The following is a 15,613-nucleotide window of genomic DNA, read 5'->3' as shown; positions in this document are numbered from 1 at the left end:
TTTGCATCATTTTAACAGGAATAGGACGGTTGGGAAAGCGTCTCAATCATGCCATACTACGAGCGCATTTTTTAGAATTTTCCGTTCGTATTTTTCCACTCCGTTTTAGACGGAATGTCCTGAACTACATCCCAATGTTCTGCTACCTTGCTATTCTCTACCCGGAACAGATCATAGACAGCGGCCGAAGTTCCCTTAGGCGATGTCAATTCACTCACAACCAGCACGAAGTTGCCTTCTCCAATGACCATGTGGATCTGATCATATCCAAAAGAAGCTCCCTGGCTTCCCACTGCAGAAAATGCCTGTTTCAGATTGGATACACCGTCACCAAAAAGAGGATTATGCTGAATGTACTGATCACCATTATAATAACTTTCCAATGCAGCACGATTTTTGCCAACCAGGACATCATCCACAAACTTGCGGATCAGTGTTTTGTTGGTCTCAGTTTGGTTGCGATCCGTGATCTGTGTTGTTCCATCAATCATGGTGTGTCCGCTTGGATTGGCTGGAGCCGAGTCCTGCATGTTGTCCCAATGCTCAACAATTTTACCATTGCTATCGAAGCGGAAAATATCAAAAACAATGCTCGTTTTCCCTGCAATGGACTTTTTATAATGAACCGCTACATAATTGCCATCCTGAATTACACGTTGGATTTCAACCTGTACATTGGCTCCCTTCGACTGGCTAATCCCTTGCAGCAACACATCTCTTCCGCTAGCAAAGCTCAGATTATGCTGAATGTACTGATCCTTGCTGATCCAATTCTCGGCTGCTTTCGTATCTCCGGTTTCAAAACTTTTCAGAATCTCTACAACCTTATCCTTATTACTCACTCCGATTTGCACGGTTCGGCTGGCCGGGTCCCAAATCACTTGCTTGCCCCACGCTTCTTTTATGACATCAACCGGTACATAGGTTACCCCTTGTTTAGTCAAGATGGTCGAGGTGGACAGTGGTACCTTAATCCCGTTGATTTGCGCTTCCGGGCTGCCTGACACCAGTACAACCGTCGCCTGGTCATAACGAATGGTTGTGCTTTGACGCGCCGTATTGAACGTAATATGCTTGGAATCCAGCGGAATCCCCAAACTGGAGGCCAATTGTCTCAAGGGAATTAAGACCTGCTTATTTCTCACGATAGGCGCAATTTTGTAAGCCTCCTTCTTGCCATCTACCCAAACCTGAATACCTGTAGCGGGTTTTGCTTCGGCCGCCAAGGCCGGTACAGCAGAAGATAGCACGAGCAAGCCAGCGAGTGCGGCAGTAACCGTATGTTTTTTCATGAATGTAAGCCCCTCTCAACATAAAAAAAATAGAAAATTGAAAACAATTCCCTTTTATGTAACTAATTAAGTTACACCTAATCACAAAAAATGAACTTTTCACGTCCTGCCTTATCTTTAACCCTCATCTGAATCTCTTGAAACCTCAATACCCCTCCTTTCAAAATTCTATATGCATAGCCCGTTATGCAGCAAGCTACAGCCTTAGAATAAAGGATATGGGGACTAATAACAATGTATGCTTATGTCTTACAAATGAATTTATGATGAAACCACAAAAAAAGCGGCTCCTATCGCCAAGCGAATGAACGCTTTTGAATAGCAAGCCGCTTCTTTACACCATTGATAATGCTTATCCCGATAACGTTCTCCGAAACTTGATGAAGCTCCCTATCCGCCAGATTGAGATATATACCAGCGCCATTGTAATCGCCAGCATGCTAATTTCGGTCGTGCCCAAACTACTGAGGTACTGGGTCAAAACAACGCGAATCAAGATAATAGCGATAATAATATATTTAAAATATTGGTTCGGCTTGGGATAAATAAGACCGTCATCCCGTCTTTCATACGCCGTATGCAGCAAAATAACATAGCCAAACAGAGCCCCTAATAGCCCGGCAACCAGCAGTTCCCAAAAGGCGGGGGGCGCGTACGTTTGACCGGGAATATGCATTAATTGGTACACAGACATCATCATAAGCGGGAATGCGATAAACAAGGGGAGCAGAATCCGGATTCCGTTTCCTTTTACTGGCCCCCCTCGTCTTTTGGTTCTGAACCAGATCATCAGCCCCACCAAAACAGCCAACAATGCATATATAAATATCGTCGTCATGGTGAAACTCCTTCCTCATAGATCATATAGATACGCTAGCCTAAATCGACAGTTTTTTCTCCAGCAGATAAGCGCTCAAGCGGATTAATACATATGCAGCAACCCAACTGATCAACACCGCAATCGGGAAATGCCAGGTAAACGGAAACCATTGTCCTGTTTGAGCATGATCAAACTGCTCATAAAGCCCCTGATCGCCCGACCAATAAAAGACACTCCCGCCACCCATCAAAAGAATCCACAGTATCGGGTTAAGCGGCCGCAAGGTGCTGTATTTGGTACTGGCCGTCAATAGACCCAGCGCAATAACCAACGGCGTGAAGGCGATAATCATCACAAACCAGTTCAATCCGGCTACAATAAAAGACGCTGCATCCGCAAACGTATAAGGCTGTATGGTTGATGAGATGAACAACGCGTACAGAGAACCCACCACAAACAGAAGCAATATTACGACAATGGTTTGTAAAATAGCCGCAATCCATTTGGCGCTAATCAGCCATATGCGCGGATAGGGAAGGGTCAGCCACCATCCGTAGGTGTCATTTTCCCATTCTCTTCTCAAGCTTCCCACACCCATGAAAATGATCATGTACGGCAGGCCCAGGGTGACATACCACAGCCTTGTCAATTCGAGCTGGTTGTGAAGTGCGAAGTACAAGGAAATAGCGAACGCCGCAATTAGAAATAATGAGAAATACACGAGTCTCCACGATCTGGGCAGTCGATTGCGACTTTGCTTTCTCCAGCTTCCTTTATTTCGAAATTCATGGCGTATCAAATCTTTGAACAGCCCTGATGAATTCACGCCCTCCACTCCTTTTTGTACAAATTGCGGAACACCTGATTCAGCGAGCCATGCTCTGCACGCAGATCATCCGAATCACCAGACCATATGATCCGTCCGCGGTCCATCATGACCGTATAGTCAAACAAGCCTTCCACTTCCTGAATATCATGCGTGCTAATGAGTATCGACTGCTGCCGATCCTCCAAATAATCAATAATCCCGGCTACAATGGCCTCTCTGGAGAGGACATCAATACCCGCAAACGGCTCATCCAGGATCATGAGTGGAACCTCACGTGCCAGACATAAAATCAGTAGCACACGTGCCTCCTGTCCGCGACTCAGCCCAGTCATTTTAAGTTCCAGCTCGACGTCCATATGATCAGCAAGTTTATACGCGTCTTTTATATTGAAGCCAGGCAAAAAAGACTTCCCCCATTCCAGCGTCTGCTGAACTGTATGATTGGGGTACCAGCGTGCCCGGTCAGGAAGATAGGATATATCCCGGTTGGTTTCCCAACCAGGCTGTCGGCCCAACACCTGAAGCTCGCCCCCATCTGACTGAATCAATCCGGTGATCGCTCGAAAGAAGCTGGACTTCCCACAGCCATTGGGTCCAAGCACGCCTACAATACGTCCTGCCGGAATGATGACATCTAATTGATCCAGTGCTTTTTTACTGCCGTATTGCTTCACCAGATGATTCGCAACCACAACAGACTCCGTCATGCCTTATCGCCTCCTTCCTTGTCATTTCCGGCCTGTTTGCTTCGTATATACTGCTGTACATCTTCCCACGATAACCCCAGGCTACTCATCTGTCCGAGAAACTGATCAATATATGTTATAGCCAATTGTTCCCGAAAGCTGGCAATCCGTTCACTGGACGAAGTAACATAAGTGCCTAACCCGCGCCGCTTCTCAGTCAATCCGTCCCGCTCCAGCTCCTGATACGCCCGCATCACGGTATTCGGATTCATGCGTAATTCCTGCGCCAGATCACGAACAGATGGCATTTTGCTTCCCATTTCGATCTCCCCTTTAGCAATGGAGCTACGTACTTGATTTAATATTTGTTCATATAATGGCTGGCTAAAATCAATTAAAAATCGGAACGAGCCAACCCGTTGTTCTTCCATGGGTGTTTCCCCCTAATCGGCTGAATCTTTCGTGCCTGTAGTGTATTATATCACTTAATACACGTAATACAAGTTTATTTTAGCTGAAATTTTAGTCATGTCACCCAAATTCCATTCAGTAAATGCTCAGCTTGCGCTCAGATAGCATTCAAGTTGATCCCTTATGATGTATCACGTACCAAACAAACCATAACCGAAAGGTGGAAAATGAAGATGAAGAGCACCAAGAAAGCAATTTTGGCTGGAACGATGGCCTTGGCATTTTTAGGAGGCGGGGCACTGTACTCCACAAGCGCAGCCCATGCTGCTTCAACTACACCTGAGAAGGCTCCCATCGCAGACAAAGCACAGGCACCTAAGGGGAATCCCGGCGATGCTAATGGCCCTAAAATCGCAGGAGGAAACTATGCTGAGAACAAAGCCCTCCTGAAGTTATTGAAATTATCCTCCAGTCAGTTGGATACACAGTTGAAAGCAGGTAAATCCCTTGCTACGATCGCCAAAGCACAAGGCGTGAGCGTAAATTCCGTTATTGATGTAATGGTTTCAGATATGAAAGCGAAACTGGCTACGGAAAAACAAAACGGCAAGATTACGGCAACTGAATATAACCAACGCGTCTCTAATCTAAAACAAATGATGACAGACATGGTAAATGGCGTGAAACCATCCAAGCCACCAGTAGATGGCGGTAAAGCGGATGCAGGTAAAGCTCCTGCTCAAGGAGATGCCCAGGCTCCTGCTAAAACCAATGCAGCTAAAGCCTCTACTAAGCAGAAATAGCTACAGCTCCCGTTTGGGCACATCCACTCATGTATAATAAATCTCCGTCCGGCTTCCCTGTACGAACAGAGACGACAATAAGCCTGTCCCCTGCTGCGATACAACAGAAGGAGACAGGCTTATTTGTCATGTAAACAAGATAATATGTGGTAGACTAACATAATCCAGAGGTCATTTTTTACTCTAATTCATAAAAAGGTGAATGTAATGAAAATAAATCAACAGGAATTTGATGTGCAAGGAATGAGCTATACAATCAGATCTGCCATGATTCAAGATGCGAAGAATTTGTCTGAAATCCGCTTGCTGATTGATGGAGAAACTGAAAATTTAGATAGAGAGAAGGGAGAAGCGTTTATAAGTACATCCGGTTTTGAACAGCTCATTAAAACGGATACAGAGAATAACAGAAATCTATTTTTAGTTTTAAAAAAAATCTATTTCCTGGGCTGACTCCAATGGCATCAAGAAAATGACTCTACAAGTTTTGGAAACGAATGATAAAGCCGTTGATCTCTATAAAAAACATGGATTTGAAATCGAAGGGTTATTAAAAAACGATAAGGTCCTTTCAGATGGCAAATACTACAACACCATAATCATGGGGAGATTTTATAAATAAAAAAAGACCCTGTTCAACAGGATCTTTCATCTTTGCATCGCGACACATCCCCTAGTAGCGATAATCATCATAAGGATTGCGATTGCGATTGCGATTACGATACTGATCATGCGGCTGCTGGGCTGCGGTAATCATCAAAAATATGCCTGAGATCAAATGCATCAACCAGCCCACAATCGGAATCCATCCAATAACCGAGGTCACGATCCCTAAAATAGATCCATAATAAGACTCTCTATTCGTCACCGATAGTACCAACGTAACAATGTGGAAAATCAGCATAAAGAACAATATAGTATACGCGGAATTTACGACGAGTAGCCCGCCCAAAACGGGAATAGCTAAAAATAGCTCCAATCCGCCTGTAATCCATTTTAATGTTTTTGATGGTGTCATTGTTCCACTCTCCCGATGCTGTTTCATTCCATAATTATATCCTATCCCTATACAGGATGACATACATTTTTCAACATACTATATGCTTATATCGTGACAGTCCCATCCCTTTCTCGAATGAGCTAAGCCCTGGCTACATATATGTGAGAGAGAACGAAATTCCGTTGATTTCTAAAGGGGTGAACACGATGGGATATTATATTGAGGTGGAACGCGGCGTGAAGCTGTATGTCGAGGATATTGGAGAAGGCATCCCTGTTCTGATGGTGCACGGCTGGCCGCTGGATCACCGAATGTACGAATACCAGTCCGCCTTGTTGCCTGCTTACGGGTATCGCTGTATTCAGGTTGATCTTAGGGGGTTCGGCAAGTCTGATCGACCATGGCATGGATACAATTATGATCGATTGGCGGACGATCTACTGGCTGTTATGCAGGCGCTACAGTTAAATCAGGTACGGCTGATCGGTTTTTCCATGGGGGGAGCTGTAGTCACACGCTACATGAGCAGGCACCGGGGATTTGGCGTCAATCAGTTGATCTTGATCGGAGCAGCTACGCCTCGATTCACCCCAACCAGCGACTTTCCTTATGGTACTCCTGTCACAGAGGTAGATAAACTCATCAAACAAGCCTATACAGATCGTCCACAACTGGTAACTTCTTTTGGCGAAATGTTGTTTGCTAATCCCGTCAGCCAGAGCTTACGCGACTGGTTACGTGACCAGGGCTTTGCGGCAACAGTTCATAGCATGGCTTGTACTTTGTACTCACTACGTGACTCTGATTTGCGCCCTGATTTGCCATGTATACACGTGCCCACCTGGATTCTACACGGCAAGCTGGATCGGGTCTGTCCTTTCCCCCTGGCTGTCCAAACTCAAAAAGGAATTGCCGGATCAAGACTTATTCCTTTCGAACGAAGCGGCCACGGTGTGTTTTACGAAGCGCTACCCGAATTTAACTCTATCTTACTGAGCATACTAGCCCCACCCTCCACACATAATTGAAAACCTGTTCATCCTTATGTATAATTTATATTTATAAAAAACAAAAAAGACGCCTCAGCGCCGTTAATGGCTATGGGGCATCTTTCACTACAAACATTTATCCGCTTAGGATTGTTTGGTATGATTGAAGCTCGTATTATTTAAAACAGCCAGCTTTTTCTCGCCCTTCACCATGGCAGAACCGCAAATGGGGCATGTCGGCTCGACAGAAAAAGCGAAGTTATCCCGCATCCAGCCGTTACATGTATCGCTGGCGCAATTCCAGACAGTTGTAATTTCCTCAGGAATCTCATCCATTGGCTTTTTCCGTGAATTGTACATAAACATCCCTCTTTCTTCATGATTTATAAAGCGATAAGATGTAATCAGTTCAAAAACGGTCTTGTGAACAGATAAAAACAAATGCCCCAAACGCTATGTTCGGGGCATCTGAAATAAGCTGTAATTTTAAATTACAGTTTTACAACGTTCTCAGCTTGTGGTCCACGGTTTCCTTCAACTACGTTGAATTCTACGCGTTGGCCTTCGTCCAAAGATTTGAAACCTTCGCCTTGGATTGCGGAGAAATGTACGAATACGTCGCTTCCACCTTCAACCTCGATGAAACCGAAACCTTTTTCTGCGTTAAACCATTTAACTGTACCTGTTTGCATGGAATTACCTCCAAAATGTATTTATATGACCTTTATTTTTTACAAATAAAAATTCACATATTGCACAAGGTTATTTCAACCTAAAACAATAGCCCTCTACAATATGCGAATCTCAGGTCACAATCTCAATATACTCATATTACCATAAGTGTATTGAAAACGCAAGCACTGGTGAATTTAATTTATGCAGAGTGCTTATGTTCTCTATTGCTGCTTCAAAGCTGTGTTCATTCGGCGGGAGTGAGTCATTAACTCCTACTTAAAACATTATATCCGTAGTTGCTTCCTATTATACCAGCAATCAAGAAATAAATATACAAAACATTGCGCAGGAGACGAACTTCTTAATAAAAGCCCATCTCCTGCGTTTATTTGCTTATTTTGAACTACAATTCTGCCAGTGCTTTAATTTCCTCTGCTGTCAGCGCTTTGTTATACAATTGAACTTCATCCAGGCTGCCATTGAAGTAAGCATCAGCGGCAAAACGGCTTTTGCCGAGATAAGCCTCGCTCGTCAGCAACTCATCGGGATTGAAGGTAATACCGTCATTAACAGCTACTTCCTCACCATTTACATACAATTTCCCTGTATTCCCTTCCAGTGTAACCGCTACATGCGTCCACTGGTTTAGCGGTAATGATGATTTGGAAAGCAAGCTTTGATCCGTACCCTCATGGATTGTAAACTGGAGTACACCGCTACCTTGGGAAGGGGTAAGAAACATATGCCGGGCTTGGCCGTTGCCGAAGTCAAAAATCCGTTGCCAAGCTGCACCGCCCTTCCAGTTCACCCAAGCGGAAAAGGTAAAATCCTTCGCATCTGTTACTGTATTTGGCAGTTGCACGTAACCATCCTTACCGTTTAGGACAAGCGCACCACCAAGCTTCCCGTCTTTATCCCATGCAGCACCACCATAGGTCTTACCATCGAATTGATTGTATGTGCTGTCGACAACCGAAGTTCCTTGATCCTCACTCCACGAATAGCGTGCGAGCTGAGGACCTTGGGCCTGTCCAGGAACAATGGCTGTAAAGCTTTTCTTAGCTGTGGCTTTGTCCTTTTTGATGGTCGCCGTCAATGTAACTGTTATAGGCTGAGAACCGACTTCTGGACGGTATACTTCACCTGTCACAGAAATATTCTCCGGGTGGGTGGACTCCCATGAAATAGTGGTATCTTGTGCTGCTTGAGTAGGTAGCGTCAGATTATAAAGAACATTGCTCGTATCGCCCAGGCTCAGATCCTTCTGCACAGCAGCTACAATCTTGCTGGCCTTCAGATCAGGCTTTAGCGAACCCCATACCGCAACACCCTTGGAGGACAACGCGGTAAAAGCAAGTGTCTTGGCACCTGTGTCTGGATCACGGTGCCGCAGGAATACACCTTTGTACTTCGTGCCCTCTACTGTAATTTCCAGCTGATTACCTGCCCCCAACTTCCATGTACCGTTCACTCCACCGGACAGTTTGCCGCCGCTATCCAGACTGACGTTAACGGCTTGCTTAATATTTGCCGAAATTTCCTTCCCGTGATTTACATACGAATATTGACCGAGGACATCCTTTTCTGACAGCTTTTTCAGTGAATCCTCATCTCCCGAATAACGATAAGGAGCAACCACAGGCCAACCGTCAACGTTCATGAACATTTCATGTACCCGCACTTCAAACTGTTCGCCTCTCCCCGGGAAACGGGAATGGAAAATGACAAAATGCTTTTTCGTCTTGGGATCATAATAAGCCGAGTTGTGTCCGGGCGACACATAGCCTGCACCCAGTCCAGTACCCGGATCACCAATTTCTCTTGGAATCAGGTAATTACCTATCAGTTTGACACCATATGGTTCAATGGAAGCGTCATCAAAAAGTGGTTTATCAGGATTTGCCTTAACCTTGATCATATCATTGCCTTCAGCATCGTAGAAAGGACCATCCGGTGTTTTGGAACGAGCGACACGCAGGTTGTATCCGCCATCCGCTGACAATCCGCCATAGGACAGGAACAAGTAATAATAGTCCGTTTGCGGACTGTATTGTATGTACGGCCCTTCCATACGAGCATGATTACCGCCTGTGAGCTTTTTCCCGTAGCCTTGACCAGGGAGCGGCTTCCCTGTTTTTTCATCCATCTGCATAATGAAGATGCCTCCTGAGTAGGAGCCATATACCATCCACAGTTTGCCGTTCTTATCATAAAAGGTGTCCGGGTCTACGGCATTTGGATGCTTGGTTGCGTCATAGATCGTCCCATCCTCACTCGGTTGGTCCCACATGCCGGATTTTAGAAAAATGCCTTTATTCTTATAAGGCCCTTCAATCTTATCAGCAACTGCTAGGCCCATTGCTGAACGCGGTGAGTCACCCTTGCAAGCGTTATAATACATATAGAACTTGCCATCTGCCAGTTGAATGACATCCGCTGCCCACAGCGTGTCTGTCTGTGCCCAATCCAGTGCTTCCTTTAATTCTTCTTTGACGTTGGGAATCAATGCATTACCATTCGCCACTCCTGTAGCAATCGTATCCCAATTCATGAGGTCTTTGGACTTGGCAGCCGCCAGATGTGAGCCAAAAATGTAAAAGGTGTCTTTCACTTTCAGGATGGATGGATCATGTACGGAAGTCTCCTTGAAAGAGACAGCCTTTTTACTTTGAATTGAAAAGTTTTCTAGGTCTTGAGCTTGAAGGGAAGTTTGCACCACATTTTGAATTCCATCTGTATCTGAATTGAGTGTTTGCTCGGCGCCTACCAAAGAAGCAGGCAACAACAGCGCACCTGCGAGTGAAGCTGCCGTTACTTTACGAACAAATGATTGCTTCATAAATCAATCTCCTCTCGTTTTGAACATACCTGATAACATAAAACAATATTGAGAAAGCAGTCAGGATTATGTTTGTATTAACTTCTTCACCCTCGAATTTAAAGTTGTTTATCCCTCCCATTCATAACTAAAGCGCTTTCAATTTATTTGAAAAACAAAATCACCTTCTGTTAAGAAGGCCGATTCAAACCTGGCGGTTAACCGTACCTCTATATTATTCAATAGATATGGAAAATTCAATATGCAATTTTATGTTTTTATAAATTATTTATTTAATTATTAACATTAATAAAAGTATTGCGTAAATTTCTAGTTTAAAGTTATAATTTTACAAGTTAAATTTTATATGTTTCCTGCCGATATACCTAAAAGAACAATTTTACGTGTATAGAAACATTTAAATTTTATGAGGAGGTGAAAATATATGCAATGGTATTTAAATGCTTTAAAGAACTATGTAGGGTTTCAAGGCAGAGCAAGACGTACAGAGTATTGGATGTTTGTACTATTTAGTGCAATCGCTAGCTTTGTAGTCAGCCTGATTGATAGTCTTGTAGGCTTATCACCGGTATTGACTTTGATTTATTCTCTTGCTGTCCTGTTGCCATCCTTGGCCGTTATGGCCCGTAGACTGCATGACACAGGTAGAAGCGGATGGTGGATTCTAATCAGTCTGATTCCCCTGGTAGGGTCAATTATTTTGATTGTATTCTTCTGCCAAGACAGTCAGCCTAGCGACAATAAGTATGGAAAAAACCCTAAATTGTAATGGTTGTAGATGTCTAAAACCTCTTTCACTTTTGTGAAGGAGGTTTTTTTCATATCCGCATCTCCCCTATCGAAATTCCAGCAATAAGTTTATCTGGAGACCCCTGCGTCCATACTGGAATAAAAAGTATCCTCAAGGAGAGGGAGAACATTTATGCGTTTTCGGAAAAGAACCCCCCCGAACAAAGTTAAAAAACCGCCAGTCCAGCACAGCGAAAGTAAGCCTGAGCATTCAGGAGAGCAGCTCAGTGCGAGTATCGGAAGCAATCTTCAGCAAATCAGACAAGCACTCGGTAACAGCACCGACATCATCATAAGAGAAATTCGTATCGGCAAGGATGGTGACCAGCTCATTGCAATCCTCTATACGGACGGTTTGGCGGACAAAAATATAGTCTCCGACTTCATTATGGAATCGATGATGCTGGATAGTAGCTTGTCCAGAGACGTAGAGTGCAGGCACCAGAACTCCTCCAGTGTCATGCAAATATTAAAAGATTACGCTCTAACCATCGGGGGCATCCGGGAGATTATCGATTTTGAAACCTTATATAACGCGCTGTTGTCCGGGGATGCTGTGATTTTGATTGACGGTGAAACACAGGGAATAGTAGCCAGCGCACGTGGATGGAAGGATCGCGGGGTCACGGAGCCTGCCTCGGAAAATGTCGTCCGTGGGCCGCAGGAAGGATTTTCTGAGACACTGCGCACAAACACGGCCTTAATTCGGCGTAAGATTAAAGATCCGAATTTGTGGCTGGAGACCCAACAAATCGGTCGTGTGACCCAGACCGATGTCGCTGTCATGTATATCAAGGGGATTGCGAACCCTAAATTGGTTGAGGAAGTGCATGAGCGATTGAACCGCATTGATGTGGACGGTATTCTCGAAAGTGGGTATATCGAGGAGTTAATCCAAGACGAAACTTTTACCCCTTTTCCGACAGTATACAACTCTGAACGCCCAGACGTGATCGCCGCGGAGCTGTTGGAAGGAAAAATCGCGATCCTGGTGGATGGAACCCCGTTTGTGCTTGTCGTGCCTGCGCTGTTTGTTTCCTTCCTGCATGCGGCAGAGGATTATTATCAGCGTGCAGACATTAGCAGCTTTATCCGGGTTCTACGTTACACCGGAGTTTTTATCTCCCTGCTCGGTCCGTCCTTATATGTTGCTATCACTACATTTCATCAGGAAATGCTGCCGACCTCACTGCTGATCGGTCTAGCGGCACAGCGGGAGGCTGTTCCCTTCCCTGCCTTTATTGAAGCACTCATGATGGAACTGACTTTTGAAATATTGCGGGAAGCTGGCGTTCGCATGCCCAAGTACATCGGGGCAGCCGTCTCTATCGTGGGCACACTCGTCATCGGGCAAGCTGCCGTCGAAGCGGGCATCATATCGGCTGCGATGGTTATTGTCGTATCGATTACCGCGATTTCCAGCTTTGTGCTTCCTGCCTATAATATGTCCATCGCTTTTCGTATGCTGCGGTTCCCCTTGATGGGACTTGCCGCTTCCTTTGGGCTGTTCGGAATTATCGTTGGAGGCATTGCCCTGATCCTGCATATGTGCAGCCTTCGTTCGTTTGGCGTTCCCTATATGACTCCTTTTGCACCTCTAATACCGACGGACACCAAAGATACCATATTTCGACTTCCTCACTGGATGATGATTTCACGTCCCCGGTTAGTCGATCAAAAGAATGTCAAACGTCGAAACAGCGCTCAACCTCGCAAATCAAGGGAATAAAAGAAAAGAGAAACAGTCGGAAAGGAGTGGATAATCATGAAGCGGAAGAAAGCGATTCTGTTCCTGATTCTTGCACTCGTTTTACTTCTGACGGGCTGTTGGAATCGCAGAGAGTTGAATGAGCTTGCCATCGTCGTTGGGATGGGGATTGATAAACAAGGAGATCAATTCCGGGTCTCTCTCCAAGTGGTGGACCCTGGAAAAGCATCGGCCAAAAAAGGATCAGGCGGCGGCGCTCCAGCCACCTTGTATACAGAGGAAGCGGATACCATATTTGAAGCGATCCGAAAAATAACAACGATTAGCCCCCGGAGAATGTATTTTTCTCATCTGCGTATATGTGTAATCGGTGAGTCGATGGCCACCGAAGGAATGGCGAAAGCTTTAGATTTACTCTCCAGATATCATCAGTTCCGAACCGATTTTTATATTGTAGTGTCCAAGGGCACTAGTGCGGAGGATACATTAAAAATTATGACACCTTTAGATCCGATTCCCGCAAATGACCTTTTCTCCTCTCTGGAAACATCACAGAAAAACTGGTCGCCCACTACGACAGTAACTTTGGATGAATTGGTATCAGCACTTACCAGTGAAGGAATGCAGCCTGTCTTGACAGGACTCCGGATCGTTGGCAATAAAGAAATGGGAGAAACCAGCGGCAATGTGCAAGAGATCGCCCCATCCGCCCGATTACAGTATTCCGGACTTGCTGTATTTAGAAAAGACCGATTAATCGGTTGGTTAAATGAAACTGAAAGTAGGGGCTACAACTTCATCCTCGGCAAAGTGCAGAGCTCTGTCGGCTTTGTGGCTTGCCCCGAAGGCGGCAAAGTCGTCTCGGAAATCATTCGAACCCAAACCTCTATAAAAGGGAGCGTTTATAGGGGGGAGCCCCAGATTAATATAAAAATGCAGGTTGAGGCCAACGTGGGGGAAGTTGAATGTACTGGCCTGGATTTGACCCAGGTGGGGACGATTTATGACCTTGAAAACAAAGAGGAAGAAAAGATAGAAGAGATTATGAACTTGGCTGTCAGAAAAGCTCAAAAATCATACAAAGCTGATATTTTCGGATTCGGTGAAGCCATTCACCGTGCTGACCCGAGAACCTGGAAATCCATTAAAAAAAATTGGGATTATGAATACTTTACAGAATTACCTGTACATATCAAGGTGGATTTCAAGATTCGGCGCTTGGGTACGATTGGCAGCTCATTTTTGAATGATATTAAGGAGTAAAATCCCTTACCCTACAAAAGAAGGTGTTTTCCAAGATGCTGTCTCATATGGTGAACGTTTTGGGTATATTACTGATCGCTGCTGCAATCAGCTTGGTCGAGGTCCCCTACATGTGGAAAAAGGGATTAAAAAAAGAACTTTGGTTATTTTCCATCCTTCTCTTTGTTGCGGTCGGAATCAGCTGCGCCAAGGCATTACATTGGCTTATTCCCACTCCCCTGGATTGGATAACAGCCGTATATAGGCCATTTAGCGATTTCCTGACCCATATCGGTCTAATCAGATAAGACGAGGTGAACATTGGTGCCCGGACAGATTAAAATTTCAGCACGCCAAATTATGATATTAACAACTTTATTTACGATCGGGAGTGCAATCCTCATCGTCCCTTCAGGCATGGCATCGGTAGCCAAACAAGATGCGTGGATTGCCGCGCTCGTTGGAGTCGGGGCAGGGCTCCTTATCTTGTATATGTACAGCAAGATTGCATCTCTGTATCCAGATATGACCCTGATTGGGATTATGGAAACCCTGCTCGGAAAATGGTTAGGCAAAGCCGTCGGTCTTTTGTTTTTCATCACACTATTCATCAATGCCCCTGCACCCGTTTTATTTTATATAGGGAATTTTATGACTACTCAAATGATACCGGAGACACCGATTTTAGCGGTAAATATTCTCTTTGCGCTTATTGTAGTATTGGCTGCTCGACTGGGTCTCGAAGTGCTGGTCCGTTCGGCTGAACTGCTGTTTCCGTTATTTACTCTGCTTTATATTTCTTTTGTAGGTTTAGTGGTGTCCGATATTAAGCTGGAAAATGTTCAACCTGTATTGGAGGCGGGAGTTGGACCTATTTGGCCTGCTGCCCTGTCCTTTTGTAGCACTGTGTTTATGCCTCATATTATTTTGCTCATGATCTTCCCGGCTTCTATAAATCGTTCCGATCAAACCCGTAAAGCTTTTTTCATAGGCAGCGTGATTGGCGGATTGATGTTGGTCGTGGTGGTTGCATTGGCAATATTGGTATTAGGTCCTGAATTAACGGCAAGAAATATATATCCTAGCTATGCGTTAGCCAAAAAAATTAGCATCGGCAATTTTCTACAGCGCATCGAAGCAATCATGGCTACTATGTGGTTTATTTCGCTCTTTTTTAGAATTACGCTGTATATGCACACCACGGTGACAGCAATAGCCCAAATCTTCCGTTTGAAAGAAGACCGACAATTGGTGCTTCCTCTCGGGATGATTTTAGTCATCCTGTCCATCATCGTGTATCCCAATGTCCCTTACCAACACACCTATGATACAAAGACGTGGGTTCCTTATGCACTATCCATCGGGTTGTTGTTCCCCTTACTGTTGCTCTGTATTCATGGGATACGAACAATGTGGTCAAAGAAAAGGGCAGAATCCAAAGGGTAAATCACATCCATTATTCGCATCCGTGAATTTTTTTTGGCTTTACCTGTTTATATCCTGCTCTTTTAGTTTATTTTAAACGAGTAT

The 15,613-nt window shown here is 44.7% G+C and carries 15 protein-coding genes and 1 pseudogene; 7 read left to right on the top strand and 9 right to left on the bottom strand.

Annotated features, from left to right (window positions below; all coding sequences use genetic code 11):
- Positions 1-71: 71 nt before the first annotated feature.
- From C1T21_RS12290 to C1T21_RS12270, 5 genes are all read right to left on the bottom strand, one after another.
- Complete coding sequence (locus C1T21_RS12290) at positions 72-1,292, bottom strand: stalk domain-containing protein (protein ID WP_103048460.1); 1,221 nt, start codon at positions 1,290-1,292, stop codon at positions 72-74.
- A 352-nt stretch (positions 1,293-1,644) separates the two neighbouring features.
- Positions 1,645-2,130: a CcdC protein domain-containing protein gene (locus tag C1T21_RS12285; RefSeq protein ID WP_103048459.1), complete on the bottom strand. Its 486-nt coding sequence runs from the start codon at positions 2,128-2,130 to the stop codon at positions 1,645-1,647.
- Positions 2,131-2,170: 40 nt separating this feature from the next.
- Positions 2,171-2,938, bottom strand: coding sequence for an ABC transporter permease subunit (locus C1T21_RS12280; RefSeq protein ID WP_103048458.1), 768 nt, complete (start codon positions 2,936-2,938; stop codon positions 2,171-2,173).
- A complete protein-coding gene (locus C1T21_RS12275) occupies positions 2,935-3,648 on the bottom strand; it encodes an ABC transporter ATP-binding protein (protein WP_103048457.1) in 714 nt (237 codons plus the stop codon). The genes C1T21_RS12280 and C1T21_RS12275 overlap by 4 nt, the downstream gene beginning before the upstream one ends.
- Positions 3,645-4,058: a GntR family transcriptional regulator gene (locus C1T21_RS12270; RefSeq protein ID WP_103048456.1), complete on the bottom strand. Its 414-nt coding sequence runs from the start codon at positions 4,056-4,058 to the stop codon at positions 3,645-3,647. Before C1T21_RS12270 ends, C1T21_RS12275 begins: the two co-directional genes overlap by 4 nt.
- A 213-nt stretch (positions 4,059-4,271) precedes the next feature.
- On the opposite strand from C1T21_RS12270, the gene C1T21_RS12265 reads away from it, so the two are divergent.
- Positions 4,272-4,841, top strand: coding sequence for a hypothetical protein (locus C1T21_RS12265; RefSeq protein ID WP_103048455.1), 570 nt, complete (start codon positions 4,272-4,274; stop codon positions 4,839-4,841).
- A gap of 207 nt (positions 4,842-5,048) precedes the next feature.
- A pseudogene (locus tag C1T21_RS12260) lies at positions 5,049-5,463 on the top strand (N-acetyltransferase family protein).
- Positions 5,464-5,514: 51 nt separating this feature from the next.
- Here the strand turns inward: C1T21_RS12260 and C1T21_RS12255 are convergent.
- On the bottom strand, positions 5,515-5,859 hold the full coding sequence (locus C1T21_RS12255; RefSeq protein ID WP_103048454.1) for a hypothetical protein: 345 nt from the start codon (positions 5,857-5,859) through the stop codon (positions 5,515-5,517).
- A 188-nt stretch (positions 5,860-6,047) separates the two neighbouring features.
- Between C1T21_RS12255 and C1T21_RS12250 the strand changes: the two genes are divergently transcribed.
- Positions 6,048-6,869 carry an alpha/beta fold hydrolase gene (locus tag C1T21_RS12250; protein WP_103048453.1) on the top strand — a complete coding sequence of 274 codons (822 nt, stop codon included), beginning with the start codon at positions 6,048-6,050 and terminating at the stop codon, positions 6,867-6,869.
- A 105-nt stretch (positions 6,870-6,974) separates the two neighbouring features.
- Here the strand turns inward: C1T21_RS12250 and C1T21_RS12245 are convergent, their stop codons facing one another.
- The 3 genes from C1T21_RS12245 to abnB form a co-directional block, all read right to left on the bottom strand.
- Positions 6,975-7,190 (bottom strand): cold-shock protein, encoded by a 216-nt coding sequence (locus tag C1T21_RS12245; RefSeq protein ID WP_013308357.1) that lies wholly within the window; start codon positions 7,188-7,190, stop codon positions 6,975-6,977.
- Positions 7,191-7,321: 131 nt separating this feature from the next.
- Entirely contained in the window at positions 7,322-7,522 is a 201-nt protein-coding gene (locus C1T21_RS12240) for a cold-shock protein (protein WP_007428290.1), read from the bottom strand.
- A 386-nt stretch (positions 7,523-7,908) separates the two neighbouring features.
- Complete coding sequence (gene abnB, locus C1T21_RS12235) at positions 7,909-10,344, bottom strand: arabinan endo-1,5-alpha-L-arabinosidase AbnB (protein WP_103048452.1); 2,436 nt, start codon at positions 10,342-10,344, stop codon at positions 7,909-7,911.
- A gap of 424 nt (positions 10,345-10,768) precedes the next feature.
- On the opposite strand from abnB, the gene C1T21_RS12230 reads away from it, so the two are divergent.
- The 4 genes from C1T21_RS12230 (at position 10,769) to C1T21_RS12210 (ending at position 15,529) form a co-directional block, all read left to right on the top strand.
- Positions 10,769-11,113: a DUF805 domain-containing protein gene (locus tag C1T21_RS12230; protein WP_103048451.1), complete on the top strand. Its 345-nt coding sequence runs from the start codon at positions 10,769-10,771 to the stop codon at positions 11,111-11,113.
- A 153-nt stretch (positions 11,114-11,266) separates the two neighbouring features.
- The gene (locus C1T21_RS12225; protein WP_103048450.1) at positions 11,267-12,862 is read left to right on the top strand and encodes a spore germination protein; all 1,596 of its coding nucleotides are present in this window, start codon (positions 11,267-11,269) and stop codon (positions 12,860-12,862) included.
- Between the two features lie 36 nt (positions 12,863-12,898).
- A complete protein-coding gene (locus C1T21_RS12220) occupies positions 12,899-14,104 on the top strand; it encodes a Ger(x)C family spore germination protein (protein WP_103048449.1) in 1,206 nt (401 codons plus the stop codon).
- 303 nt (positions 14,105-14,407) lie between these two features.
- Positions 14,408-15,529 carry a GerAB/ArcD/ProY family transporter gene (locus tag C1T21_RS12210; RefSeq protein ID WP_103048448.1) on the top strand — a complete coding sequence of 374 codons (1,122 nt, stop codon included), beginning with the start codon at positions 14,408-14,410 and terminating at the stop codon, positions 15,527-15,529.
- Positions 15,530-15,613 lie beyond the last annotated feature (84 nt).

Source organism: Paenibacillus sp. F4 (genome assembly GCF_002894905.1).
Taxonomy (GTDB): Bacteria; Bacillota; Bacilli; order Paenibacillales; family Paenibacillaceae; genus Paenibacillus; species Paenibacillus polymyxa_B.
The sequence above is the reverse complement of the archived record's forward strand: the minus strand, read 5'-3'. Positions and strand labels throughout refer to the sequence as shown.